This window comes from Actinomadura sp. KC345 (genome assembly GCF_004348515.1).
Classification (GTDB): Bacteria; Actinomycetota; Actinomycetes; order Streptosporangiales; family Streptosporangiaceae; genus Spirillospora.
Genome location: NZ_SMKH01000096.1, coordinates 1 through 25,164 on the forward strand (window position 1 = coordinate 1; position 25,164 = coordinate 25,164).

Annotated in this window: 26 protein-coding genes; 15 read left to right on the forward strand and 11 right to left on the reverse strand. The window is 72.4% G+C overall.

Annotated elements, in window-relative coordinates; genetic code table 11:
* The first annotated feature begins 164 nt into the window (after positions 1 to 164).
* Genes E1281_RS17815 through E1281_RS17825 form a run of 3 tightly spaced genes read left to right on the forward strand, consistent with a single transcriptional unit; the run spans position 165 to position 3,110 of the window.
* Positions 165 to 1,208, forward strand: coding sequence for an acyl-CoA dehydrogenase (locus tag E1281_RS17815; RefSeq protein WP_131879582.1), 1,044 nt, complete (start codon positions 165 to 167; stop codon positions 1,206 to 1,208).
* The gene (locus E1281_RS17820) at positions 1,195 to 2,325 is read left to right on the forward strand and encodes an acyl-CoA dehydrogenase family protein (RefSeq protein WP_131879583.1); all 1,131 of its coding nucleotides are present in this window, start codon (positions 1,195 to 1,197) and stop codon (positions 2,323 to 2,325) included. Before E1281_RS17815 ends, E1281_RS17820 begins: the two co-directional genes overlap by 14 nt.
* Positions 2,322 to 3,110, forward strand: a complete 789-nt coding sequence (locus E1281_RS17825; protein WP_131879585.1) for an enoyl-CoA hydratase/isomerase family protein — start codon at positions 2,322 to 2,324, stop codon at positions 3,108 to 3,110. The genes E1281_RS17820 and E1281_RS17825 overlap by 4 nt, the downstream gene beginning before the upstream one ends.
* Before the next feature lie 78 nt (positions 3,111 to 3,188).
* Here E1281_RS17825 and E1281_RS17830 read toward each other — a convergent pair whose 3' ends face one another.
* Genes E1281_RS17830 through E1281_RS17840 form a run of 3 tightly spaced genes read right to left on the reverse strand, consistent with a single transcriptional unit; the run spans position 3,189 to position 5,743 of the window.
* Positions 3,189 to 4,169, reverse strand: coding sequence for an acyl-CoA dehydrogenase family protein (locus tag E1281_RS17830; protein ID WP_207943331.1), 981 nt, complete (start codon positions 4,167 to 4,169; stop codon positions 3,189 to 3,191).
* The gene (locus E1281_RS17835; protein ID WP_131879586.1) at positions 4,166 to 5,296 is read right to left on the reverse strand and encodes an acyl-CoA dehydrogenase family protein; all 1,131 of its coding nucleotides are present in this window, start codon (positions 5,294 to 5,296) and stop codon (positions 4,166 to 4,168) included. Before E1281_RS17835 ends, E1281_RS17830 begins: the two co-directional genes overlap by 4 nt.
* Positions 5,297 to 5,299: 3 nt before the next feature.
* Positions 5,300 to 5,743, reverse strand: a complete 444-nt coding sequence (locus E1281_RS17840) for a nuclear transport factor 2 family protein (protein WP_131879588.1) — start codon at positions 5,741 to 5,743, stop codon at positions 5,300 to 5,302.
* Between the two features lie 321 nt (positions 5,744 to 6,064).
* On the opposite strand from E1281_RS17840, the gene E1281_RS17845 reads away from it, so the two are divergent.
* Together E1281_RS17845 and E1281_RS17850 are read left to right on the forward strand one after the other, a co-directional pair.
* Positions 6,065 to 6,858, forward strand: a protein-coding gene (locus tag E1281_RS17845) for an IS5 family transposase (RefSeq protein ID WP_131879615.1) whose coding sequence is annotated in 2 segments (ribosomal slippage) — positions 6,065 to 6,599 and positions 6,599 to 6,858 — 795 coding nt in all. Because the reading frame shifts where the segments join, the coding sequence is not laid out codon by codon here.
* Positions 6,859 to 7,032: 174 nt separating this feature from the next.
* Positions 7,033 to 7,830 (forward strand): aldo/keto reductase, encoded by a 798-nt coding sequence (locus E1281_RS17850; RefSeq protein ID WP_207943332.1) that lies wholly within the window; start codon positions 7,033 to 7,035, stop codon positions 7,828 to 7,830.
* Between the two features lie 65 nt (positions 7,831 to 7,895).
* Here the strand turns inward: E1281_RS17850 and E1281_RS17855 are convergent, their stop codons facing one another.
* From E1281_RS17855 to E1281_RS17870, 4 genes are all read right to left on the reverse strand, one after another.
* Entirely contained in the window at positions 7,896 to 8,201 is a 306-nt protein-coding gene (locus tag E1281_RS17855; protein ID WP_131879590.1) for a hypothetical protein, read from the reverse strand.
* A 367-nt stretch (positions 8,202 to 8,568) separates the two neighbouring features.
* Entirely contained in the window at positions 8,569 to 8,877 is a 309-nt protein-coding gene (locus E1281_RS17860; RefSeq protein ID WP_131879592.1) for a hypothetical protein, read from the reverse strand.
* Positions 8,877 to 9,155 (reverse strand): excalibur calcium-binding domain-containing protein, encoded by a 279-nt coding sequence (locus E1281_RS17865; RefSeq protein ID WP_165958980.1) that lies wholly within the window; start codon positions 9,153 to 9,155, stop codon positions 8,877 to 8,879. The genes E1281_RS17860 and E1281_RS17865 overlap by 1 nt, the downstream gene beginning before the upstream one ends.
* 78 nt (positions 9,156 to 9,233) lie before the next feature.
* A complete protein-coding gene (locus tag E1281_RS17870) occupies positions 9,234 to 9,893 on the reverse strand; it encodes a hypothetical protein (RefSeq protein ID WP_131879596.1) in 660 nt (219 codons plus the stop codon).
* 581 nt (positions 9,894 to 10,474) lie between these two features.
* Here E1281_RS17870 and E1281_RS40315 point away from each other — a divergent pair.
* Positions 10,475 to 10,651: a hypothetical protein gene (locus tag E1281_RS40315; protein WP_165958981.1), complete on the forward strand. Its 177-nt coding sequence runs from the start codon at positions 10,475 to 10,477 to the stop codon at positions 10,649 to 10,651.
* A 117-nt stretch (positions 10,652 to 10,768) separates the two neighbouring features.
* Here E1281_RS40315 and E1281_RS17875 read toward each other — a convergent pair whose 3' ends face one another.
* The 3 genes from E1281_RS17875 to E1281_RS17885 form a co-directional block, all read right to left on the reverse strand.
* A complete protein-coding gene (locus E1281_RS17875) occupies positions 10,769 to 11,998 on the reverse strand; it encodes an acyl-CoA dehydrogenase family protein (protein ID WP_131879598.1) in 1,230 nt (409 codons plus the stop codon).
* A gap of 96 nt (positions 11,999 to 12,094) precedes the next feature.
* Positions 12,095 to 13,078, reverse strand: coding sequence for a glucosyl-3-phosphoglycerate synthase (locus E1281_RS17880; protein ID WP_207943333.1), 984 nt, complete (start codon positions 13,076 to 13,078; stop codon positions 12,095 to 12,097).
* 124 nt (positions 13,079 to 13,202) lie between these two features.
* Positions 13,203 to 14,639: an XRE family transcriptional regulator gene (locus E1281_RS17885; protein WP_131879601.1), complete on the reverse strand. Its 1,437-nt coding sequence runs from the start codon at positions 14,637 to 14,639 to the stop codon at positions 13,203 to 13,205.
* A 150-nt stretch (positions 14,640 to 14,789) separates the two neighbouring features.
* Between E1281_RS17885 and aceA the strand changes: the two genes are divergently transcribed.
* From aceA to E1281_RS17905, 4 genes are all read left to right on the forward strand, one after another.
* Entirely contained in the window at positions 14,790 to 16,073 is a 1,284-nt protein-coding gene (gene aceA, locus E1281_RS17890; RefSeq protein ID WP_131879603.1) for an isocitrate lyase, read from the forward strand.
* Positions 16,074 to 16,224: 151 nt separating this feature from the next.
* A complete protein-coding gene (locus E1281_RS17895; protein ID WP_131879605.1) occupies positions 16,225 to 17,013 on the forward strand; it encodes an ABC-2 family transporter protein in 789 nt (262 codons plus the stop codon).
* Positions 17,006 to 17,821: an ABC-2 family transporter protein gene (locus E1281_RS17900; protein WP_347813290.1), complete on the forward strand. Its 816-nt coding sequence runs from the start codon at positions 17,006 to 17,008 to the stop codon at positions 17,819 to 17,821. The genes E1281_RS17895 and E1281_RS17900 overlap by 8 nt, the downstream gene beginning before the upstream one ends.
* A gap of 11 nt (positions 17,822 to 17,832) precedes the next feature.
* Complete coding sequence (locus E1281_RS17905) at positions 17,833 to 18,825, forward strand: ATP-binding cassette domain-containing protein (protein ID WP_131879619.1); 993 nt, start codon at positions 17,833 to 17,835, stop codon at positions 18,823 to 18,825.
* Here E1281_RS17905 and E1281_RS17910 read toward each other — a convergent pair.
* Entirely contained in the window at positions 18,822 to 19,313 is a 492-nt protein-coding gene (locus E1281_RS17910; protein ID WP_207943334.1) for a hypothetical protein, read from the reverse strand. The two genes, E1281_RS17905 and E1281_RS17910, sit on opposite strands and share 4 nt — an antisense overlap.
* Positions 19,314 to 19,603: 290 nt before the next feature.
* On the opposite strand from E1281_RS17910, the gene E1281_RS17915 reads away from it, so the two are divergent.
* The 5 genes from E1281_RS17915 to E1281_RS17935 form a co-directional block, all read left to right on the forward strand.
* Positions 19,604 to 21,676 carry a DUF6077 domain-containing protein gene (locus E1281_RS17915; protein ID WP_131879607.1) on the forward strand — a complete coding sequence of 691 codons (2,073 nt, stop codon included), beginning with the start codon at positions 19,604 to 19,606 and terminating at the stop codon, positions 21,674 to 21,676.
* A 92-nt stretch (positions 21,677 to 21,768) separates the two neighbouring features.
* Positions 21,769 to 22,416: a hypothetical protein gene (locus E1281_RS17920; RefSeq protein ID WP_207943335.1), complete on the forward strand. Its 648-nt coding sequence runs from the start codon at positions 21,769 to 21,771 to the stop codon at positions 22,414 to 22,416.
* 5 nt (positions 22,417 to 22,421) lie between these two features.
* On the forward strand, positions 22,422 to 22,946 hold the full coding sequence (locus E1281_RS17925; protein ID WP_131879609.1) for a hypothetical protein: 525 nt from the start codon (positions 22,422 to 22,424) through the stop codon (positions 22,944 to 22,946).
* Between the two features lie 127 nt (positions 22,947 to 23,073).
* On the forward strand, positions 23,074 to 24,483 hold the full coding sequence (locus E1281_RS17930) for an aldehyde dehydrogenase family protein (RefSeq protein ID WP_243717064.1): 1,410 nt from the start codon (positions 23,074 to 23,076) through the stop codon (positions 24,481 to 24,483).
* A 187-nt stretch (positions 24,484 to 24,670) separates the two neighbouring features.
* On the forward strand, positions 24,671 to 25,164 hold a 494-nt coding region (locus E1281_RS17935), incomplete at its 3' end, for a hypothetical protein (RefSeq protein WP_131879611.1).

Below are 25,164 nucleotides of genomic sequence, written 5' to 3' on the forward strand. Positions count from 1 at the left end.
GCCCCCGCCGCGGCCGCACCGCGGCGCTCGCCGGGCTGCGGCCGTCCCGCAGCGCGCCGGGCCACGCCCCCGCGAATCCGGCTCCGCTCCCGGAGCACGGTTCCCTCTCCCCCCTCCCCCGGGTGGACGCCCGGCCGCCGAGACGGCCTTCGGAGTGAGCACTGATGGACGTCCGACTCTCCCCCGAGCAGCAGGCGCTGCGCGAAGCCGCGGCCCGGCTCGTCGACGACCTCGCTCCCAAGTCCGTCGCCGAACTCGACGACCCGGCCCGCGCCACCAGGCTGGACACGGCCGTGACCGGCTCCGGCTGGCGCGAGCTGCGCACCCCCGCCGACGGGGAGCTGCCGCTGGCGTCCGCCGTCGAGGCCGCGATCGTGGCGGAGGAACTCGGGCGCGTAGCGGCCGACACTCCGTTCTTCGGCCCGACCCTCGCCGCCGAGCTGCGCCGCCGCGCCGCCGCGCCGGGTCCCGCCGGGGCCGAGACCGTCCTGCTCAGCCCCGACCTGTCCGGACTCGCCGTCGTGGAGGACGGGGACACGCTCTGCTCGGGCGTCGCCGTCGACGCCCGGAGCGCCGCGTCCGCCCTCGCTCTGGCCCGCAACGGCGAAGGCTACGACCTGGCGGTGGTGCCGGTGACCGGCGCGGCGCCGGGGCGTGACCTCACCCGCCCCATCGCCACGGTCGACCGCGCGCCGTTCGAACGGCGGCACGGCGCGAGCGGCCCCCTCACCGAGGCGGACATCGAGACGTGGACGGCCCTCGCCATCGCCCTCACCTGCGCCGACCTCGTCGGGACGATGCGCGGCGCGGTGCGCCTCGCCCGCTCGTACGCGATCGTCCGGCAGCAGTACGGCGTGACGATCGGCACCTTCCAGAGCGTGCAGCACATGCTCGCCGACGCCTTCGTCTCGGCCGAGGGGTCCAAGAGCGTCGCGCTGCACGCCGCCTGGGCGGCCGACACGCTGCCCGCCGGCGAGGCGCTCGACGCCGCCGCCGTGGCCAAGGCCTACTGCGCACGCGCCGCCCGCGCGGTGTGCGAGACCGCCATCCAGGTGCACGGCGGCATCGGCAACACCTGGGAGTGCTTCGCGCACGTCCACCTGCGGCGAGCCTTCCTGTCGACCCAGATGCTCGGCGACGTGGGCGCGAACCTGGACCGGGTGGCCGCCCACCGCAAACTTGGAGGCGTGCACGATGGACTTCGCTGACTCCCCCGACGAGGCCGCCTTCCGGCGGCGGCTGCGCGCGTGGCTCGCGGAGAACAATCCGGACCTTCCGGCGTCCTCGACGTCGGACGCGTACTGGGACGGGCAGGCGCCCTGGCACCAGGCCCTCTACGACGCCGGCTTCTTCGCACTGTCCTGGCCCGAGGAGATCGGCGGCCACGGCCTGCCGAGCGTGTACGAGGCGATCGTCGACGAGGAGCTCGCCGCGGCCGGCGCACCGCCGCGGCCGAGCCTCGGCTACCTGGTCCAGGGCCTGCTGCGGCACGGGAGCGCCGACGTCAAGAGCCGTTTCCTGCCCGGCATCGTCAACGGCCGGCAGCGCTGGTGCCAGGGGTTCAGCGAGCCCGAGGCCGGGTCGGACCTGGCGTCCCTGCGCACCCGCGCCGAGCGCCGCGGCGACGAGTACGTGATCACCGGCCACAAGGTCTGGACGAGCTACTCCGACAGCGCCGACTGGTGCCTGGTCCTCGCGCGGACCGACCCGGGCCTCCCCAAGCACCGCGGGCTGTCGGCGTTCGCCGTACGGATGGACCAGCCGGGCATCGAGCAGCGCCCGCTCAAGATGATCAACGGGGTGACCCGGGAGTTCGGCGAGGTCTCCTTCGACGGCGCGGTCGCGAGGGCGTCCGACATGATCGGGGAACCGGGCGAGGGCTGGAAGCTGGCCATGACCGTGGTCAGCCACGAGCGGGAGCCGGGAGAGCTCGGCTACGTCGCGCGCTACAGCAAGGCGGTCAACGAGCTCGTCGACTCCGTGCGCGCGGAACCGGAGCGGTTCACCAGCGAGAACGTCCGCGACGTCGCGTGGGCGATCGTCGAGGCCGAGATGCTGCGGCTGCACGTCTGCCGACGGCTCTCCGACCGGCTCGGCGGCGTCTCGCACGGCCCCGAGGGCTCGGTGGACAAGCTCCTGATGACATGGGTCGAACAGGCCGTCGGGCACGCCGCGCTGGGCGTGAGCAACGTGACCGGCGGCGCAGAGGAGGACACGTGGCTGAGAATGTACCTGTACAGCCGGGCGCAGAGCGTGATGGGCGGGACGTCGCAGATCCAGCGCAACCTGGTGGCGACGCGGATCCTGGGGCTCCCGCTCTCATGAGCCTCCCCGATCTGCCCCCGGAGATCCAGGTCACCGCGGACGGGCCCATCAGGATCGTGACGCTCAACCGTCCCGAGAACCTGAACGCGACCAACCACGCCCTCCACGAGGGCCTCGGCGCGCTGTTCCCCCTGCTCGACGCGGACGACGGCGCCCGCGCCGTGGTCCTCACGGGGGCGGGCCGCGCGTTCTCCGCCGGCGGCGACTTCTCCTACCTCGACGCCCTCACCAAGGACGACGGCCTCCGGCGGCAGACCCTCGTCGACGCCCGCCGCATCGTCACCGGCATGGTTCAGTGCCGGCTGCCGATCGTCGCCGCCGTCAACGGGCCCGCCGTCGGCCTCGGCTGCAGCGTGGTCGCGCTCTCCGACATCGTCTACATGGCCGAGAGCGCCCACCTGGCCGACCCGCACGTCATGGTCGGGCTCGTCGCCGCCGACGGGGGCCCGGTGACCTGGCCGCTGCTGACGAGCCTGCAACTGGCGAAGGAGTACGCGCTGACCGGCGAGCGGATCCCCGCCCGCCGCGCGGCGGAGATCGGTCTCGCCAACCACGTCTGCGCCGACGACGAGGTGATGCCCGCCGCCATGGCGTGCGCGCGGAAGCTCGCGGCACTGCCGCGCCGGGCGCTGGAGGACACCAAGCGCATCCTCAACCTGCACCTGGAGCGCGCCGTCCTCGCCACGCTCGACTTCGCGATCGCCGCTGAGGACCGGTCCTTCCTCTCACCGGAGCTGCGGGCGACCCTGGACAAGCAACTGTCCAAGCGGGCCGACACGGACTGACGAACACGGAGCCGTCTGAACGCCGAAGGAGCCCCTCCCGGACCGGTCCGGGAGGGGCTCCTTCGCGTTTCCGGGCGGTCAGAGAGGCGGCACGGCCGGCATGCGCCGGGTGCGCAGCAGTTCCTCCCCGAGTTCGCGCGTCAGCGTCCGGGCGTCGCCGAGGAGCCCGTCCAAGGCGAGGACGCGCCGGAAGTGGCGGTGGAACTCGTGCTCCTCGGTGAACCCCACCCCGGCGAGCACCTGCTGGCAGTGGCGCGCCACCGTGCGTGCGTTGCGCCCGGCGAGCGACTTGGCGATCCCGGCGGCCAGTACCCGGTCCGCCGCCTCCGCCTCCGCCGCGGCCGCGGCGGCGGCGTCCGCGGTCTCGATCGCGAACAGGCTCTCGGCCAGGCGGTGCCGGACGGCCTGGAAGGAGCTGATCGGCCGCCCGAACTGGACGCGGGTCAGGGCGTGCTCGCGCGCGAGCCGGAGCATCGTCCGGCTCACGCCGACCAGCTCGTGCGCCAGTGCCGACCGGCCGACCGCCAGCGCGTCCCCCCAGTCAGCTTCGGAACCGGCCACCTCGGAACCGGCCGGCACGGAGACGCCCTCGGCGTCCACCCTGGCCAGCCCGAGGCGCGGGTCGACTCCGCCGACCGGCCGGATCCGGAGCTTCCCGGTCTCCACGATGAGGGAACGCAGCACGCCGTCCTCCTCGGCGACCACCACCGCGGAGCCGGCCGCCGCCATACGCACGGTGCCAAGGCCGCGCACCGCGAGCTCGCCGTTCCGGACGGAGCCCGGCGCCGTCTGCCGCCCGAACTCCGGCAGGACGACCGCCGTACCGGCCGCGGGCGGCGAACCGAGCGCCGCGGCCAGCACGTCGTCCAGCGCGCCGGAAGCCGCGTTCGCCGCGCCCTGCCGGGCGAACAGCGATGCGAGGACCGCGGCTCCCTCGGCCTGGAGCGCCTCCCGCCAGCCGACCTCGTCCAGCGACGCCTCGACCGCCGCGACGCTCCCGCCCCGGAACGCCCGCTCGAAGCTCTGCGCCAGCAGATCGGCGGTCTCCGCGTCCATCATCGGTCCACCCCCAGGTCCAGCAGGCGGCGGGCGATGATGTTGCGCTGCACCTCGGCACTCCCGCCGTAGATCGTCGCCGCCCGCGAGTACAGGAACTCGGTGCGCCACCGGTCGCCGTCCGCGTCGTCGCCGACGGCGATGACGGCCGGCACCGCGTCGGCGACGAGGTCGAACACGGCCTGCTCGGTGGTCGCGATCATGACCTTGTCGATCGACGTCTCGGGCCCCAGCCGCTCGCCGCGCGCCATCCGGTACTGCGTTCCCCGGGAACGCGCCTGGAAGGCGAACACCATCTGGGCCACCTCGCCCAGCGCGGCGGGGTCCAGCGCGCCGTCCGGCGCGGCGCCGAGCAGGCTCTCCAGGCGCTGACGCAGATAGGCGCCACGGTGCCACAGCGACGTGCTCCGCTCGTAGGGCAGCAGGTCCATCGCCACGGCCCAGCCGCCGTCCACGTCACCGAGCGTGCGGTCGAACGGCACCCGCACGTCGTCGAAGAACACCTCGCAGAACTCGTCGCGCCCGTGCATCGCCCGGATCGGGCGCACGGTGATCCCCGGCGAGTCCATGTCGACGAACAGTGCGGTGATGCCGCGGCTCCCCGACTCGGGCGTCCCCGTCCGGGTGAGCAGGACGCAGCGGTCGGCGAACTGCGCCAGGCTCGTCCACACCTTCTGGCCGCTGACCCGCCACTCGTCTCCCTCGCGGCGGGCGCGGCAGGCCAGGGAGCCCAGGTTGCTGCCCGTGCCCGGTTCAGAGAACCCCTGGCACCACGTCTCGTCTCCCCGCAGCAGCCGGGGCACCATCTCCGCGGCCAGCCCGGGACGCGCGAACTCGATCATCGTCGGTGCCAGGACCTCCGTCATGGAGTAGATGCCCGGCTCGATCAGATCCCGGAACGCGAGCGCCTCCCCGAGGTAGGCGCGCATCAGCGTGGACCCGCCGAGCCCTCCCACGCGCTCGGGCCACCCCCACCGCATCCAGCCCGCGTCGTAGGCCAGGCGCTTGACCTTGGCCAGGTGCTCCATCTCCTCGTCGAGCGAAACGTCCAGGCCGTGCCGGGGTTCGAGCTCCGGCCGGTGCTCGTCGAGCCACGCGTCCAGGCCGACGCGGAACTCCTGCAGATCCACGGCTCAGCCCGCGGACTTCTGTCCCGGCACCGGGCGCCGGGGGTCGTGCGGGCGGCCGGAGTTCCTGGAGCCGTCGCGGCGCAGGAACGTCATGGCCCTGGTCTGCAGGCGCCAACCGTCCGCAGTCCGCCGGTACGTGTCGGTGTAGTAGCCGATCCGCATCGAATGGTCGGCCTGGGCGACGAAGCACAGAGGCTGCACCCCCGTGCCCGTGTCCTCCCCGTCGAACTCGATCGCGGGGGTGCTCACGGTGAACACCCCCTTCGGGGCGGCGACCATGAGCGACGGGAAGTCCCCGGGCCCGTACTTCTCCCCGAAGGCGCTGTACCAGCCGTCCGCCGCGAACACGGCCAGCACCGCGTCCACGTCATCCATCGTCATGCCCGCTGCGTAGCGCGCGAGCAACTGCTCGATCTCGATGACGTCGGCTATACGTGAGTTATCCACGGGGTGACCTCCTCGCCCGGATCCGGGATGTGCCGCGCACGGGCGATCCTCCCCGCGCACACAGGGATCCTAACTCGACATCGACGTCGATTCTAGTTCGCGACGAAGCGGCCCCGTTCGGCCGGGTTCAGCGAGGTCAGCGCCCGTGGAGGCGGCCCATGAGGACGGCGACCGGCGGTACAATAAAGTTCTGTGGAAGATCCCCCTTCGAAGCTGGCGTCCAGGACGATGCTCCACCGGTCCGGATCGGGATAGCCGGTGTCCCATCACGGTCATGACCTCACCGGCTTGGGTGGGGAGCGGCTGCCTGCGGTCGTGGAGATGGTCGAGCGGCTGGTGCCCGAGGAGTTGTGGGAGTTGTTCCGGCGGGTGGTGCCGCCTGCTCCGACGCGGCCGCAGGGCGGTGGTCGGCGGCGGTACGGGGATCGTGAGGTGCTGGCGGCGATCATCTTCGTGGCCACCACGGGTTGCACCTGGCACCAGGTGCCGCCGGTGTTCGGGCCGTCGGGTCCCACTGCGCACCGGCGCTTCACCGAGTGGAGCGCCGCGCGGGTTTGGGCCAAGCTGCACCGGCTCGTGCTGGGCGAGCTGGGCGCGCGTGGGGACCTGGACTGGTCGCGGTGCGCGATCGCCTCGGTCAGCGTCCGTGCGGCCAAAGGGGGGGACCTGACGGACCCGAATCCTGTCGACCGCGGCAAGCGTGGGTCGAAGATCCATCTGCTGGCCGATCGTGCCGGGCTGCCGCTGCCTGTCGGGATCTCGGCGGCCAACACCCACGACAAGCTCGCACTGGAGCCGCTGGTGCGGGGCATCGCGCCGATCCGCTCCCGGTGTGGCCCGCGTCGGCGCCGCCCGGCAAGCTCCACGGCGATAAGGGCTACGACTACGCCGACTTGCGGCGCTGGCTTGGCAGGCGGGGCATCACGCCGCGCATCGCGCGCCGCGGCATCGAGTCCTCCGATCGGCTGGGCCGACACCGCTGGGTGGTGGAACGCACGGTGTCCTGGCTGAGCGGCTGGCGCCGCCTGCACCGCCGCTACGAACGCAAACCCGAACACTTCCTGGCCTTCGTCGCCATCGCCGCCACCCTGATCTGTCACCGCCTCACCAAATGAGATGACGTCTAACCTCGATCCTTCGTGTGGGGTTCTTGGCGGCGAATCAGCCGTGATGCCCGACCGTCGCGTCGGGTGGCCGGGGGATCCACGGGCTCGCTCGGATGACCTCCTTCCTGGCATTGACGGGACGGTTCGTAAACACGATACGTATCGCGACTCCTCGGCGTCTGAATGCGCACCAGCTCTGCAGGCTGCATCGACGCTGCAGGTCGCATCGACACTGAAGAGCCTGGCAGCGAGCCGGCTCCCCAAATAAAGGAGTGGCGCCGAACGCGTATTCACAAGCTCGGCCGCACCGCAGTCGAGGTCACCGAGCTCGGATTCGGGGGCGGCCCGCTCGGCGGCCTGTTCGCCCCGCTGGACGATTCCACCGCGGCACAGGCGCTGGCTTCGGCCTGGGATGCGGGGATCCGCTACTTCGATACCTCGCCGCACTACGGCATCGGCCACTCCGAACGCCGCATCGGCGACCTGCTACGCCGGATGCCGCGATCGCAGTTCACGCTCTCGACGAAGGCCGGCCGCCTGCTGGTGCCCCAGGATCCGGGCGGACGCATGGACGAGGGCTTCGCTGTGCCGGCCACCCACCGCCGGGTGTGGGACTTCTCCCGCGACGGCATCCGGCGCAGCGTCGAGGACTCCCTCGCCCGCATCGGCGTCGACCGGATCGATGTGCTGTATCTGCACGATGCCGAGGAGCACTTCGAGGACGCGCTGCGTGACGGTCACCCGGCGCTGGCCGAGTTGCGCGCCGAAGGTGTCGTCGGCGCGATCGGCGCGGGCATGCACCACCCGGGCATGCTGACCCGCCTGGTGCGGGAGGCCGACGTGGACGTGGTGATGCTTCCTCACCGGCGCGGGGAGAGAGGCTGCTGCGCGCATCCGTACCGAGACCGCAGCCCGCACCGGCCGTTAACCACGAGAATGCCCCGCACTCTTCGACGGATGCTGCTGGCGAACTCGGCTTAAAGAAAGGACCCGGCTGATGCCGGGCCCTTCCGATGAAGCGAGCGAACGTCGCAGTTACTCTCGGCCTACTTCGGCCGGTAGTCGCTTTGGGCGCCCGCCACGATGTCCCCCTCGGGGTCCGTGGCGGCGGCCGACTCGTCGACGTTGGCGACCTTGGCGATCTTGGCGACCGACTCGTCGACCTCCTCGAACGACCAGTTCGCCTCGTGGGCGGCGATCAGCCTGCGTCCGCCCTCAGGGTGTACCCAGAAGACGAGCAGACTGGCGCCGGTCTTGTGCTCCCGAACCTCCAACTTGGACTGCTTGAAGGTGGTGGACGATCCGTTGCTGCCGCGCACCTGCCAGGTGCTCACGGCGGTCTCGTAGATCATTTTGAGGTCCTCTCGGTTGTACGGATTTGGTGATGACCGTGCCAAGGCCCCTGGAGTCGGCCACCGGAGCGGGGCATGGCTTTTGTCGAGGGCAGTTGGAAGCGGATACGCGTGAGTTCCGACAGTGCTGGGCGGCGTGTGGGCGCGGAAAGTCGACGAGTTCCGACAGCGCCCTTTGGCAGCGGGGCTGCAGGCCGGATCGACTACGGCCCCGCGGTGGCTTAAAGCTTCCGACGGCTCCCGGTGGGATCGCTCGATTCGCCCGGTCAAGCCCTTTCTCAAAGGTGTGCACTACATACAGCACGTGCGTGACCGCAGGGGGTATCCAGGGTGAGCAGGTCGCTCGGCGCGTCGCGGCCGAGCGCGCCTACGGGTGCCAGACGCAGCCGCCTGCACGCTCTGCAGCGAGCGCCTGCTCCTGCGTCATGCCCCCTAGTTCGGGGGGCTGCCCGATCTCCCCGCCGCACATGGGGTAGCGGTTCACCGTCACGGTGCGGGTGGCGGTCGGTCGTGGCTTGGGGGCGGCGGTCATGGTGGCCGTGACGGTGGTCGTCACCGAGACCGTCGGTGCGGGCACGGCCTGCCCGGTCCGTTCCTGGCGGATGGTGAGCGCGAACGCGGCCACACCGACGACCAGTGCGGCGATCGCGCAGGCGGGGACGAGCCAGCGGGGCATCAGGCCGGCTCGCAGACGATGCCGTCGCCGTCGCGGTCCTGATACCAGCCGTGCTCGGGGTCGACGCCTTCTCGGTAGGGGCCGAGGTTGTCGCGGTTCGCCTCGGCGCAGGTGGAGTAGCGGGTGTCGACCGTCGGTGCCCGGGTCCTGCGCGGCCTGGTCTTGCTGGGCTTCGGCGCGGCGGTGGTCTTCTTCGGCTTGGCCGTGGCAGGGGTGACGCGCTTCCAAGTGCCGCACCGCTTGGTGAGGAACCCCTTGTCGCCCGTCTTGATCGTCACGATGGCCGCGCCTTCGGCGATCTCGTTGGCGAGGATGTCGTCGGTGCGGCCGGAGAACCCGCTGAGCCGCGCCCCAGTTCAGCCCTCCCCGCCGCGGGTGCGCCAGGTACCGGGCTTGACCTCGTCGGGGACACGCCACGTCCCGTCCGTGATGGTCGCCGCTTTCGGTTCGCGGGTGGCGTCTCGCCGGAGGATGCGCGGCGCGTCTCTTCGGGCGAGCTGCTGGCCGCCGCCGCGCTCGTCCCGGGTTCCGGGGTGGCGCCGATGGCCTGCCATCGTCGCCGGGTCGACGTAGATGAGGCGGCCGCCCTTCGCCGGGATGTCGAACGTCTCGATCCCGATCTCGGGTTCGCCGGGTTGGACGGGAATGTTGGAGAACTCGTTGACCGAGCCGACCCATGCCGTGCTGGTCGCGCCGCCTTCGGTGCCGCTGATCTTCTGGGCGTTCTCGCCTTGCCACATGAAGCCGCCGCCGGTGATCGGCGCGGCGATGGTGTCGGCCTGCCCCACGGCCTCGGCCTTGAGTGCGAGGACGACGAACACGCCGTTCTCGAGTGCGCCGGCGTCCGGTGATCCCTGGTTGTAGAGGATGCCGAGCGGCGTGACCTTCAGCTTGTGCCCGTTCGTGCCGCCGACGGTGCCGGATTGGCCCCCCTTCAGCCGCGCGGGCGCGGCGGGCTTCCCACCCGCGGCGGTCGACCTGCCGCCGTTCCTGACCGAGCTCCTCGCGCGGCACATGGCGGTGACACCGCCGATGGGGTGCGGCTGCCCAGGGGACGGCTGCGGCAGCGGCGGCGGCCGGTTCCTGTTCCTCGCCGAGCACGGTGGGCACCCCTGCACCGCACCTACACCGACCACCCGTGGGAGCAGGCCGCCAACGCCCTGACCGTGGCGCGCCGCCCGGCCCGGCCGGTCCGGCGGCGCCACGGCCCGGCCCGTCCTCGTCGACATGGTGGCCGGGTGGCCCGGTGAACCGGTCACCCCGGTCTGGCCCGCCGCGGTCGGTCCGGACTGGTCACCCCCGGCCGTGCGCGGCATCCCCCGCCACGACCTCCCCAAGGTCGACGCCCGCGCCGTGGACTGCCCCCACTGCCCAGCCCTGGCCGGGGAGCCCTGCAAGCCACCTGCCGGGGACGCCACACGCACCGGCCGCGCGCTGCCGCCGCGCGGGAGGCCGGGCACGTCCGGGAGCTGGAGTTGGCGTCGTGGCTGCCGACCGGCAAGGATCTGACCCCGCACAAGCTGCGGCACTCCCACAGGGTGTGGCTCGACGAGGCCGGCACCCCCGCGATCCTCACGCATGACCGGTGGGGCACTCCATGCCGGGTATCGGCGGGACCTACGCCCACGTCTCCCAGATGATGCGAGACGAGCTGAAGGCGCGGCACCAGGCGCGGTGGGAGCAGACGCTCGACGAGCGGCTCACGCTCGCGCCGACGTCTCCGGTGCCGCTCCTGGACGAGCTGCTCGCCGCGCGTTGGGAGACCGGGGCCTGATGGCAATCTCCCAGACGTCTCCCGATCGCCGCTTTGGCCGGATTCGCGGCTGGGCAGGCCCGGTGCGCCCCCTGGACGCGGTCAGCGGGCGCACCGGACGTCGACGCAGGCCAGGTACTATCTGACGGGCAGTCCGGTGACGGTGCGGCCTATGACGAGGCGCTGGATCTCCGAGGTGCCCTCGAAGATCGTGAAGATCTTGGCGTCGCGGTGCATGCGCTCCACCGGGTACTCGCGGGTGTAGCCGTTGCCGCCGAGGACCTGGATGGCCTCCTCGGTGACGTTGACGGCCATCTCGCTCGCCATGAGCTTGGCCATCGAGCCCTCGGCGTTCTCGAAGTCCTTGCCGGTGCGGGCCATCCAGGCGGCCCGCCACACCATGAGGCGGGCGGCGTCGATGCGGCACTTCATGTCGGCGAGCTTGAACGCGATGGCCTGGAAGTCGCCGATCTTCTTGCCGAACTGCTCGCGCTCGCGGGCGTACTGGAGCGCGTAGTCGTAGGCGGCGCGGCCGACGCCGAGGGCCATCGCGCCGACCGACGGGCGGGTGGTCTCGAACGTCTTCAGCGCGGCCTGGCCCTTGGAGCTCTTGCCCTCGCGGGTCCGCGCGATGCGCTCGTCGAACCGCTCCTTGCCGCCGATGATCAGGTGGCTCGGGACGCGCACGTCCTCCAGGATCACCTCGGCGGTGTGGGAGGCGCGGATGCCGTGCTTCTTGAACTTCTGGCCCTGCCGCAGCCCGGGGGTGTTCGGCGGGACGATGAAGCTGCCCTGGCCTCGGCTGCCGAGCTCAGGGTGCACGGACGCCACGATGATGTGAACATCGGCGATGCCTCCGTTGGTGGCCCAGGTCTTGGTGCCGTTCAGCACCCACTCGTCCTTCGCCTCGTCGAAGACGGCGCGGGCGCGGATGGCCCCGACGTCGCTGCCGGCGTCGGGCTCGGAGGAGCAGAACGCGCCGAGCCTGACGTCGTCGGGGGTGCCGAACATCTGCGGCACCCACTCGGTGATCTGCTCCTGGGTGCCGACCGCGGCGACGGACGCGGCGGCCAGGCCGGTGCCCACGATCGACAGGCCGATGCCGGCGTCGCCCCAGAAGATCTCCTCGAAGGCCACCGGGATGCCGAGTCCGGTCGGCTCCAGCCACTGGGTGGCGAAGAAGTCGAGCGAGTAGAGGCCGACCTTGGACGCCTCCTGGATCAGCGGCCAGGGCGTCTCCTCGCGTTCGTCCCATTCCTCTGCCGCGGGACGGATGACGTCCCTGGCGAACTCGTGCACCCAGTCCCTGACCTCGCGTACGTCCTCACTGGGCTCCAGCGAGAACGGCACCGGCTCCGCGCTCGTCATGATTAATAGACCCTCTCTCCAATATCGCTGTTACCAACGGTAGCACCATTCGGCGTTACCGTGGGTAACACCGTGGCCGGAGTCACACCGGGGGTGTCACCTGCGGCCGGGTGAGAACGAGCGCGCCGCGGCGTAGCCGGGAACCTCGATCATCGGGGGCCGCTCCCCCACCGCGACGTCGGCGGTGTGGGCATCGTGCCCGTCCGCGCCGCGGCGGAACCGGGTCAGCGCGGTGGACGGGGCTTCGAGGGGGACCATCCGGCCGTGCCGCTCCAGCCGCGACCAGGCGGTCAGCATGATCTGGCCCGACATCGCGCCGAGGGCCTCGGTCGACTGGTGCGCGTGGACCCGCCGGCCGAGGTCGACCTGCGCGATCGCGTCCAGGCCGGAGTCCTGGTGGATGTCCAGCAGGAGGCCGAGCTCCACGCCGTAGCCGGTGACGAACGGCAGCCGCTCCAGCAGCGTGCGCCGCCCCGCGTACTCGCCGCCGAGCGGCTGGACGACACCGGCGAGCAGCGGCCAGTGCAGGTTGATCAGGGGGCGGGCGACCAGTTCCGTCACCCGGCCCCCGCCGCCTTCGACGCGCCGTCCGCCCTCGGCGAGCGGGCGGTCGTAGCAGCCCTTGACGTAGCCGACGGACGGGTCGGCGAGCAGCGGCCCCAGCAGCCCGGTCACGTAGGACGGGGTGAACTCGCGCAGGTCGGCGTCCACGAACACGATCAGGTCCCCGGAGGTCGCCGCCAGCGACTTCCACAGCGCCTCGCCCTTGCCGGACATGCGGCCCAGGTCCGGGAGGACGGCGTCCTGGTGGACCACCTCGGCGCCGGCCGCGGCGGCCACGGCGGCGGTCCGGTCGGCGGAGCGGGAGTCGACCACCACGATCTCGTCCACCAGCGGGATCCGCTCGACCAGCTCCGTCCGGACGGCGGCCACGATCGCGCCGACCGTCGCCTCCTCGTCGCGCGCGGGCAGCACGACGCTGATCCTGGTGTCGCCCTTGGCGGCGAGCACCAGGCCCGGCGGCCAGTCCTCCGCCGCGCTCGTGCGGCGGCGCAACCACGAAGCCACCTCAGGCAGCACGCGCTCTCCCTCCGTGCGGACCATCCCTCACCACTAGGAAACGCCAGATCCTCCCAGAACATTCACTGGTGGCACGGGGTGGGACGGACCGACACGAAGAGTTAACAGGAGAACAACACGCCGGTCATTCGGCGGCATGCCTGTCCAGGAACTCGTAGACGTCCGCGTCGTCCACCCCGGGGAAGGCGCCGGGCGGCAGGACCGACAGGACGTGCGAGTGCGCGCGCGCCGACGGCCAGGCCATGCCCTCCCACCGGTCCGACAGCGCCTTGGGGGGCCGCTGGCAGCAGTCGCCGTCCGGGCAGGACGACTTGCGGCGCCGGGACGTCTCCCGGCCCCGGAACCAGCGCGAGTCCTCGAACCGGACGCCCAGCGTGATGGCGAAGTCGCGCTCGTGGGTGGGGTCGATGTGCGACAGGCACCAGTACGTGCCCTTGGGGGTGTCGGTGTACTGGTAGTAGACCGAGAAGCGGTCCTCGGCGCCGAACACGTGCCGCCCGGCCCATTCGCGGCACATCCGCTGGCCCTCGATCGCGCCGTCCTCGTCCTGCGGGAAGAGCAGGCCGTCGTTGGCGTACGCCTTGTAGATGATCCCGTTCTCGTCGTTCTTGGTGAAGTGCAGGTCCAGGTCCAGATGGTGGGTCGCGACGTTGGTGAAGCGGTGCGCGGCCATCTCGTAGGAGACGGAGAAGACGTCCGCGAGGTCCTCCACCGACAGCTCCCGCGCGGCCTTCGCCTCCTGCAGGAACGGGACGACGCTGCGCTCGGGCATCATGATCGCGGCGCCGAAGTAGTTGGCCTCGACGCGCTGGCGCAGGAAGTCGGCGAAGTCGCGCGGCTGGTCGTGGTCCAGCGCGATGTGGCCGAGGGTCTGCAGCAGGATCGTCCGCGGCGTGTGCATGCCGAGCTGCTCGCGCTGCAGGTAGATCCGCCGGTTGCGCAGGTCGGTGACCGACCGGACCGAGCGGGGCAGGTCCTGGACGTACTGCAGGCTGAAGCCGAAGTGCCCGACCAGCGTCATCAGCAGGCCCGGCGACACCGCGCCGCGCCGGTACCCGACCGCGTCGAGGGTCTGGGAGGCGATCGACTCGATGTCGGCGAAGTGGTTGCCGCGCTCGTGCATCTGGCGGCGCAGCTCGGCGTTGGCCTTGCGCGCCTCCTCCGGGCTCGCGGTCGGCTTGGTCCGGCTGCGCTTCAGCTCCCCGTACAGCGCGAGGATGTGCTCGATCACCTCGTTCGGCATCCGCTTGCCGACCTTGAGGTGCGACAGCCCGAGCGTCCGGTAGAGCGGGTCGCGCTGCGCCTCCTCCAGCTCGATCTCCAGCTGCGCGCGGCGGCTGGGCGGCTGGCGCCGCAGCAGCTCCTCCACCGGGCACTCCAGCGCGGCGGCCAGGGACTGCAGCAGCGACAGCTTGGGCTCGCGCCGGCCGTTCTCCAGCAGGGAGAGCTGGGACGGCGCGCGGCCGACGCGCTCACCGAGCTCCGACAGCGTCAGGCCCCGGCCGCGCCGCAGATGGCGGAGCCGCTGCCCGAACGTCACGAGATCTAGATCACTCGTCAAGTTGAAGGGTTCTTCTGGCCGCAAGGTCGTCACGGCTTCATGGTAGCGGAAATTTCGCGGTTCTTCTGTTACTCGCGAGTTCATTAAGGGGTTGCGGCCGGGGCATAGTCGACGGCAAGCACCCAGGGGACGACACGGAAGGGCGAGACGATGAATGACAGTCGCCTCAAGGGCGCAGCCGAGGAGCTGCAGCGACAGTGGGAGACCGACCCCCGATGGAAGGGCATCGAGCGGACCTACACGGCCGAGGACGTCGTGCGGATCCGCGGTTCGGTCCAGGAGGAGCACACCCTCGCGCGCCTCGGCGCCGAGCGGCTCTGGAAGCTCCTGCACGAGGAGGACTACGTCCACTCCCTCGGCGCGCTGACCGGGCTCCAGGCCGTCCAGCAGGTCAAGGCGGGTCTCAAGGCCATCTACCTGTCGGGCTGGCAGGTCGCGGCGGACGCCAACCTGGCGGGCCAGACCTACCCCGACCAGAGCATCTACCCGGCGAACTCGGTCCCGGCCGTCGTGCGCCGCATCAACAACGCGCTGCTGCGCGCCGACCAGGTCCAGTGGGCCGAGGGTGAGGGCGACACCCACTTCCTCGCCCCGATCGTGGCCGACGCCGAGGCCGGCTTCGGCGGCGTGCTCAACGCCTTCGAGCTGATGAAGGGCATGATCGCCGCGGGCGCCGCGGGCGTGCACTGGGAGGACCAGCTGGCCTCCGAGAAGAAGTGCGGCCACCTCGGCGGCAAGGTCCTGATCCCGACCTCGCAGCACATCAAGACCCTCTCCACCGCCCGCCTCGCCGCGGACATCTCGAACGTGCCCTCACTGATCATCGCGCGGACCGACGCCGAGGCCGCGACACTGATCACGACGGACGTCGACGAGCGCGACCGCGAGTTCATCACCGGCGAGCGCACCGCCGAGGGGTTCTACCGGGTCCGCAACGGCATCGAGCCCTGCATCGCCCGCGCCAAGGCCTACGCGCCGCACTCCGACCTCATCTGGATGGAGACCGGCACGCCGGACCTGGAGCAGGCCCGCAAGTTCGCCGAGGCCGTCAAGTCCGAGTACCCGGACCAGATGCTGGCCTACAACTGCTCGCCGTCCTTCAACTGGAAGGCGCACCTGGACGACTCCACCATCGCCAAGTTCCAGCGGGAGCTCGGCCACATGGGCTTCAAGTTCCAGTTCATCACCCTGGCGGGTTTCCACGCGCTCAACTACGGCATGTTCGACCTGGCCCACGGCTACGCCCGCGAGGGCATGACCGCCTACGTCGACCTCCAGGAGCGCGAGTTCGCGGCGGCCGAGAAGGGCTTCACCGCGGTCAAGCACCAGCGCGAGGCCGGCACCGGCTACTTCGACATGGTCAGCACCGCGATCAACCCGGACTCGTCCACCACGGCGCTGAAGGGTTCGACGGAAGAGGGCCAGTTCCACTGATCCGGTCCCGCTTTCCGGTCTGATCCCCCGGGCCCCGGAGGCCCCCGCGTCCCTACACCCGCGGGGGCCTTCTGGTTTCTCCTCCCGGGCCCCGCCGCTCTGTGCGAAATTACGTGGTGCCGCCCGGCCCGCGTGCTTAGACTCCGGGCAAGTGGGCGTTCTTCCATGGGTGTGGTGGTACGGCTTCCGCCGTCACACCGCGTACCCGCTCGGTTCCGTCACCGAGTCGGTCACCAGCACCGTCTTCGGGTTCATGCGCGCGTACGTGCTCCTGGCGCTCTGGGAGGAGCGTCCCGCCCTCGGCGGGTACGACGCCGCCGACGCCGTCACCTTCTGCTTCATCACCCAGGCGCTGATCGGCCCCGTCCAGATCTTCGGCGGGATGGACCTCACCGAGCGCATCCGCAACGGCGACGTCGCGATCGACCTGCACCGGCCGGCCGGGCTCCAGGGCTGGTGGCTGGCCGACGACCTCGGCCGCGCCGCGGCCTCGCTGGTGCTGCGCGCCGGCCCGCCGCTGGCGGCCGGGGCGCTGGTCTTCCCGTTCCGCCGGCCGGGGCCGGCGGGCCTCGCCGCGTTCGCGGCGGCCGTGGTGCTCGCCGCGGCCGTGAGCTTCGGGCTCCGCTACCTGGTCGCGCTGGGGATGTTCTGGCTGCACGACGACCGCGGCCTGCACGCCGTCACGCTCGTGATGTCGCTGTTCTTCTCCGGGATGATCCTGCCGCTGGTCGTGTTCCCGGGAGCGCTCGGAACGGTCGCGCAGGCGCTGCCGTGGGCGGCCCAGATACAGGTGCCCGCGGACGTGTTCCTCGGCCGGCACACCGGTGCGGAGCTGATCGGCGCGCTCGGCTTCCAGGCGGCGTGGGCCGCCGTCCTGCTCGGGGCCGGCGCGCTGCTGACGCGGGCGGCACGGCGGAAGCTGGTGGTGCACGGTGGGTGACGCACCGGCCGGCGCCGTGCGGATGTACGGGCTGCTCGCCTGGACGTGGATCCGGGCGGCGGCGCAGTACCCGGTGTCGATGGTGCTGCTGGCACTCGCCACCGCGGTCGTCACCGGGCTGGACGCCGCCGCGATCGGGCTGCTGTTCTCCCAGGCCCCGCGCATCGCCGGGTTCGGCGCCCCGGAGGTGCTGTTCCTGTACGGGACGAGCGCGCTCTCGTTCGGGCTCTCGGACATCGTGCTCGGCACCACCGAACGGCTCGGCCAGCATGTGCGGCAGGGGACGCTGGACGCGATGCTCGTGCGTCCCGTGAGCCCGCTCGTCCAGGTCGCGACCGAGGAGTTCTCGCCCCGCCGCTTCGGCAAGCTCGTCCCGGCGGCAGCGATGCTGGCGTTCGCGCTGCCCCGGGCGGAGGTGGCCTGGACTCCGGGACGGGCCGCGATGATCCCGGTCATGGTGCTGTCCGGGACGGTGATCTTCGCGGCCCTGTGGGTGCTGGCGGGCGCGGTGCAGTTCGTGCTGGTCGACAGCCACGGCGCCGGCAAGTCGGTCACCTACGGCGGCGCGTTCCTGACGCAGTACCCGATGACCATGTTCGGGCGGGACTTCGTCCGCGGGGTGACCTTCGTCGTCCCGCTGGCGTTCGTCAACTGGCAGCCCGCGCTGTACGTCCTGGACCGTCCCGACCCGCTCGGGCTGCCCGGCGCGGCGCGGTTCGCGTCCCCGGCGGTGGCGGCCGTGCTGTGCGCGGTCGCCGCACTGGCGTGGCGGGCGGGCCTGCGGCACTACCGATCGACGGGGAGCTGATACCGGTGCCGATGATCGAGGCGGGGGACGTCGTCAAGTCCTTCACCGTCCGGAGGCGCTCCGGCGGCCTGCGGCGGACGCGGACGGCCGTGCGCGCGGTGGACGGCGTGTCGTTCACCGTCGAGCCGGGCGAGTTCGTCGGCTACCTCGGCCCGAACGGCGCCGGGAAGTCCACGACGATCAAGATGCTGACCGGCATCCTCACCGCGTCGTCCGGCTCGCTGCGGGTGTGCGGGCTGGACCCGTCGCGGCGGCGCACGTCCCTGGCCCGCCGGCTCGGCGTGGTGTTCGGGCAGCGGACGACGCTGTGGTGGGACCTGCCGCTGCGCGACAGCCTGGCCCTCGTCCGGCGGCTCTACCGGGTCGAGGCGGCCGCGCACCGAGGGCGGCTCGCCGAGCTGACCGCGCTGCTGGAGCTGGAACCGTTCCTGGACACCCCGGTCCGCCAGCTCAGCCTCGGCCAGCGGATGCGCGGCGACCTGGCCGCCGCCCTCCTCCACGATCCCGAGCTGCTCGTCCTGGACGAGCCGACGATCGGCCTGGACGTGGTGAGCAAGGCGACCGTCCGGGAGTTCCTGGAGCGGATCAACGCCGAGCGCGGCACCACGATCCTGCTGACGACGCACGATCTCGGCGACATCGAGCGGCTCTGCCGCCGCGTCATGATCATCGACCACGGGCGGCTGGCCTACGACGGCGGGCTGGACGAGCTGCGCCGGACCGTGGACGCCGGCCGGCTGCTCATGGTGGAGCTGGCGCGGCCGGGACCGCCGATCAGGCTGGACGGGATCGAGACGGAGCGGGTGGAGGGGCCGCGGCAATGGCTGCGGCTGCCCGTCGAGGCCAACGCGGCGGCGGTGGTGGCGGAGCTGGCGCGCGACCACGAGGTCCGCGACATCTCCCTGCGGGAGGCCGGCATCGAGGAGGTGCTCGGAGGCCTCTACCGGGGCGAGCACGCGTACCGGCCGACGGGATCGCCCGGTGGCCTCCCAGGTCCGTCCTAGGGGCCGTTCCTGGAGGGCCGGCGTTCCATCCCGGAGTAGAAGTCCATGCCGGCGGCGTCCTCGTCGCGGTGGGAGCTCCAGCGGCGCGGCGCCCACGCCGGCATCAGCAGCGCGAATCCCATCATCGCGTACACGCCGGAGCCGAGCAGCATGCGCAGGCCGAAGTCCATGTCCCCGGCCGGCGGCACCTTGCCCGGCAGGTCGAGGACGCGGTCCGGGTCGACCAGGAAGTAGGCCGAGAAGCCGAGCAGCACCAGCGCCGGGACGAGCGAGACGAGCGGCGACGCCCACCGGGCGACGATGATCACCCCCATCACCAGGCCCACGGCGGCCAGCAGGGCGAAGGCCCCGTAGATGCGGGTGCGGTCGGTGATCTCCTGCCCGGTGCCGTCGAAGGACTGACCGGCCTGGACGTATCCCCAGGCCGCGCCGTACACCAGCGCGGGTGTCAGCAGGACGCCGAGGAAGAAGCCGAACGCATGGCGCACCGCGCATCACATCCATTCGCACGCGCCCGCCGGGCGCGAAAGGTCCGATAGCGCCTCAATCAGAACATGCAGATCGGGCATAGCGCAGTAAATCCGCACTGATTATCCGAGAGAGGCGATCTCTGATAATCCACCACCCGTATTCGGCGGCTGAAGGTGTGAACTCCGGGTATGGGCAACGCGTCCAACACACATAACAAGATCGTTCAGGGCATCGTGCTCCCGGTCTCGGCCTCCCCGCCGGCAGAGCGGTACGGCGGCATGCCCGAATGCGCCGAAGGGGGACCCAGGTGATCGAGGTGCTGGACCGTGCCGCCGGCACGAGCAGCGGCCGCCGCGAAGGGGAGACGCGGACGGCACGGCTCATGGACGGCGTCACCGACGGGGCGGTGCTCCTCTTCGCGGCCTGGACCGTCGTCTACCACCTCGGGCTGCTGCTCCGCCCGCCCACCTGGGTCCTGCTGCTCGGGTGGCTCGCGGCCTCGGCCGCGATCGCCGCCCTGTACGGCGCCCGCCGCGGGTGGTGGGAGAGCGGGCCGCCGTGGCGGGAGCACTCCGGGCCCGCCGCGGCGCCCCCACCGCGCTCGCTGGCCGTGATCTCGGTGGCGGCGGGGCTCGTGGCGGGAACGTGCGCGGGGCTGAACACCTCGGGCGTCCCGTGGTGGTGCACGTGGGCGCCGGGGGCCGTGAGCGCCGCCGCGTCCGCCGCCTACCTGCTCCTCCTGTTCAGGGGGCCGCGCGGCGGTGACCGGCCTCCCGGGACCGAGGAGCCCGCGTCCGGGGAGCCCGACGGTGAGGACGACCGGGCCCGGGAGACCCGCTGGGGGACGCCGCTCGCGCTCCTGACCGGGGCCGGGTTCGCCGTCGCCTCGCTGTTCATCGTGAACTCCGACGGCGACGACGCCTACTTCGTCTCGCGCTCGGTGGCGACGGCGGCGACCGGCGAGATCCCGCTCAAGGACGTCATCTTCACCCCGGGGACGGCGGACGAGATCGCGGGCGAGCCGCCGGTGTCCTCGATCGAGGTCCTCGCCGGGGCCGTGGCGCGGCTGCTGGGGGTCCCCGCGGCCTCCTTCCTGTGGTATTTGGTGCTGCCCGCGGCGACCTTCTTCGCGATCTGGGCGCTGTGGCGGCTGGTGCGCACGTGGGCGCCGCGCCGCGCCGTCCCGTGCTTCGCGGTGGCCGCGACCTACCTGCTGTGGTGCGGGACCAGCACGGCCTCGCTCGGCTCGTTCCACCTCCTGCGCATGTGGCAGGGCAAGGCGATCCTGGTGTCGGTGCTGCTGCCGCTCCTGTTCGTCTACATGACCCGGTGGGCGGAGCGGCGCTCGCGGGCGGACCTCGCGCTGCTCGCGGCCGCCGGCGTCGCGGCGGTCGGGCTCACCTCGTCGGCCGCGTTCGTGGTGCCCCTGGTCGCGGGCGCCGCCGCCGTCCCGCTGGTCGCCGCCGGGCGCGTGCGCACCGGCGTCGCCGCGTGCGCGGCGGCCGTCTACCCGCTCGCCGCCGGCCTCATGGTCATGCTGTTCAACGACGACACGAGCGTGGCCGGCACGGTGCACGACGGCGCCGGGAGCTACGAGTGGGTGCTGCAGCAGTCCGTGCTGGGAGTGCTGGCCGGGTGCGCCCTGTGGCTGTCGCCCCTGACCGCCCGCCGCGGCGTTCCCGCGCTGATCACGGCCGGCGTCGCGGCGGGGCTGACCGCGCTCGTCCTGCCCGGGGTGCTGGGCGTGACCGCGGACCTGTCGGGCGCGGGGCAGGTGCTGTGGCGGACGATGTGGCTCGTTCCCGCGCCGGTCCTGATCGGCCTGTTGGCCACGGTGCGGCTTCCCGTCGCCCGGAGGGGTCCGCGCCCCGTCCGCCTGCTCGCGGCGGGCGCCCCGGCGGCCGCGCTCGCCGCGGCGCTGATCGCGGGCGGGGTCCCGGTGTGGTCCGCCTCGAACGGTTCGGCCGTGGTCGGGCAGCCGGCCTGGAAGGCCTCGGGGACGTCGGTCGGGGCGGCGCGGAACGTGATCGGGCTCGCCGGGCCGGGCGGGCTGGTGCTGATGCCGCCCGCCGCCATGCGGTCCGTGCCGCTGCTGACCGTCCGCACGCACGCCGTGAACGCCAACGGCCACTACCTGAGGAGCCTGCCGGTCTCGCAGCGGTTCATCGACGACCGCAAGACGCTGACCGCCGCCGTCCGCGCGGCCCACGGCTCCAAGCCGGAGGAGTCCGAGGTCAGGGCGGCGCTCGCGCGCACCGGCGTGGACGTGGCGTGCGCCTGGCGCTGGGACGAGCGCGGGACCGGGCTGCTGCGCGCCGCCGGCTACGGCGACGAGCGGCTCGTCGGAAGCCTGCGCTGCCTCTTCCCTCCGAGGGCATGACCCGCGCGTGGTCGATCCCTGGTGTTCTGTTTTGAACCCTTTTCTCCGGGCATCGGCGTGGAATCGATCCGACGCACGTTGGAGGAGAGACAATGTCGACCGCGATTTTGGTCGTCGTCGCCGTCGCCGTCGTCGCCGCCTTGGCCGCGGCCGTTCACCTGGCCCGGACAAGGGCGCGTACGCGACGGCTCAAGCGGCGGTTCGGCCCGGAGTACGACCGGACCCTGCGCAGCGAGGGCGGCCGTTCGGCCGCCGAGCGCGAACTGCGCTCCCGCGAGGAGCGCCATGACGAGCTGGAGCTGCGCGACCTCGACCCTCGGCGGCGCGAGGAGTACCGCGAGCAGTGGGGGCGCGTCCAGGAGCGCTTCGTCGACACCCCCGAGGCGGCGGTCGAGCAGGCCGACGGCCTCGTCACCGTGGTGATGGGCGAGCGCGGCTACCCGACGCACGGCTTCGAGGAGAAGGTCGCCCACCTGTCGGTGGAGCACGGCCGCACGATGGAGCACTACCGCGGCGCCCACGCCATCAGCGGCAGGGCGGCGAACCACGAAGCCTCCACCGAGGAGCTGCGGCAGGCCATGAAGCACTACCACGCCCTGTTCGAGGAGCTGCTGTCCGTCCCCGGCAAGGACCGGCCCGCCGGCGCGGCCCCCGACGGCGGGACGGGGCACGCCGCCGCGACCGGCCCCGCCGGCGCGCGGCCGGCGGGACGCCGCGACGGCCAGGCCCCGAGGAGCTGACCTCCATGGAACACAGGCGATCCGACCGCGGGGCGCCGGAAGGCGGCCCCACCCCCGGTCAGCGCGCCTGGGCCGCCGGGACGGCCGGTCCCGGCGGGGGCGGTGACACCCACGTCGCCGGGCCGTCGCCGGAGACGCCCGTCCTGGCCGCGCCCGAGTCCGTCCCGGACACCGCGCCCGACCCGGTCCCCGCCCCGCCTCCCGGCGACGCCCGGGCCGCGCGGGCGGAGAGCACGCCGGCGCCGACCCCCGCCGGGACCCCGGCGAAGCTGTTCGACCCCGCCGAGTCCGAGCGGTTCAGGGAACGCTGGCGGGAGGTGCAGTCCGCGTTCGTCGACGATCCCGGCGGGTCCGTCCGCAGGGCGGACGATCTGGCCTCCGAGGCCGTCGACGCCCTCGGGCGCGCCATCGCCGCGCACCGGCGGACGCTCTCGGAGGGGCTGGAGGGACGCGGGCACGCCGACACCGAGCGGCTCCGGCTGGCGCTGCGCGGCTACCGGGACCTCCTGGACCGCATCTTCGCCTCCTAAGCGGCCCCGGCCCGACCGGACGGGCGCCCCCGCGGGTACGACCGCGGGGGCGCCCGTCTCGTCAAGAGGGGCGGGAGGGTGAATACTGAATCTCGTTCGGTAACCCCTCGTGAGCGGAGGACCAACGGTGTCCGAGAACTTCTCGATGACCATCGACGGCCGGGCGGTGGACGCGCCCGCAACCTTCGGCGTGATCAACCCGGCGACCGGGGAGGTGGCCGAGCAGGCGCCCGACGCGTCCCGGGAGCAGCTGGACGCGGCGATGGCCTCGGCGCGGGACGCCTACGCGGGGTGGCGCGGCGACGAGTCCGCCCGGCGCAAGGCGCTGCTCGCGGCGGCCGACGTCATGTTCGCCCGGTCCGAGGAGATCGGGCGCATCCTCACCCTGGAGCAGGGCAAGCCGCTGTCCGAGGGGACCATGGAGGTCGTGGCCGCCGGCGTGTGGCTGAAGTACTTCGCCGACCTGGAGCTTCCCCGCGAGGTCATCCAGGACGACGGCAACGCGCTCGTCGAGGTCGTCCGCCGGCCGATGGGCGTCGTCGCGGCGATCACCCCGTGGAACTACCCGCTGCTGCTGGCGACCTGGAAGCTCGCCCCGGCGCTGCTCGCGGGCAACACGATGGTGCTCAAGCCCTCCCCGTTCACGCCCCTGTCGAGCCTGAAGCTCGGCGAGGTGCTGCGGGACGTCCTGCCGCCCGGCGTGCTGAACGTCGTCACCGGCGGCGACGAGCTCGGCTCCTGGATGACCTCGCACGACGTCCCCCGCAAGATCAGCTTCACCGGCAGCGTCGCCACCGGCAAGCGGGTCGCGGCGGCCGCGGCGCCCGACCTCAAGCGCGTCACGCTGGAGCTCGGCGGCAACGACCCGGCGATCGTGCTGGAGGACGCCGACCCCGCCGCCATCGCCGACAAGGTCTTCGGCGGCGCGTTCCAGAACAACGGGCAGGTCTGCTCGGCGATCAAGCGCGTCTACGTCCCCGATTCCCTCTACGGCGACGTGGTCGACGCCCTCGCCGAGCGGGCCAAGGCCGTCAAGGTCGGCGACGGCATGGAGGACGGCGTCCAGTACGGGCCGATCAACAACAGGCCGCAGTACGAGCGGGTGAGCGAGCTGGTCGCCGACGCGCTCGCGGGAGGCGCCCGCGCCGCCGCGGGCGGCAGGCCCATCGACGGGCCCGGCTACTTCTTCGAGCCCACGATCCTCGCCGACATCGAGGACGGCGCCCGCATCGTCGACGAGGAGCAGTTCGGCCCCGCCCTGCCGATCGTCAAGTACACGAACGTCGAGGACGCCATCGCACGCGCCAACGGCACCCACTTCGGGCTGTCCGGCTCCGTGTGGGGCGCCGACGCGGACCGCGCGGCCGAGATCGCCGGGCGGCTGGAGTGCGGCACCGCCTGGGTCAACACGCACCTCGCGCTCGCCCCGAACCAGCCGTTCGGCGGGTTCAAGTGGAGCGGCGTGGGCGTCGAGAACGGCCCGTGGGGCCTGTACGGGTTCACCGAGCTGCAGGTCGTCCACCGCTCCAAGGGCTGAGCGGGCGCCAGGAGCGTGTGGGGGCCCGGCCGCCGGGCCCCCACCCGTTTCCGGCGCGGACCGCTTGTACGAGAAGTCACGACTTCGAGTCCGGAAAGTGACATGGCCACTACTGACGGTCGGCCGCCGGAATGGGACACTTTGTGGGCGGGGGTCCTGTCACCGCACCACTGACCGTGGAGGCCGGATGCAGACCTGGGACGTCATGCGCCAGGACGACCTTGGCAACACGTTCCACGTGGCCGCGCACGACTCGCGCGTCTCCGCGCTCGCGCAGATCCTCGTCCTGGAGAGCGACGTCCCGCACGGGCCGGCGTACCGGGTCGAGGGCCCGCCCGGCCCGGCCGTGCGCACCAACCGCGACCTGTACCTGGTGTTCCTGCATCTCGGCCAGGAGGCCAGGGCGGCGTCCTGGTCGCTGTCGGCGTTCCTGCGGGCGCTCTGGAAGGTCAGTGCCCCGCTCGCCGCCCGGCCCCGCCTGGAGCCCGACGACGTCGCGGCGATGTTCTCCGCGGCCTCCACCACCCCGCCGGCCGCCTTCGACCCGGCCTGGAGCGCCAAGGACCTGTCCCTCCCCGGCGCCGAGCCTGACGGGTACGCCGACTGGGAGCGGGTCCTCCTCTCCCAGATCGCCGACCTGGAGGACTTCCTGACCGCTCCCCCGGGCCCGCAGGCCAGGTT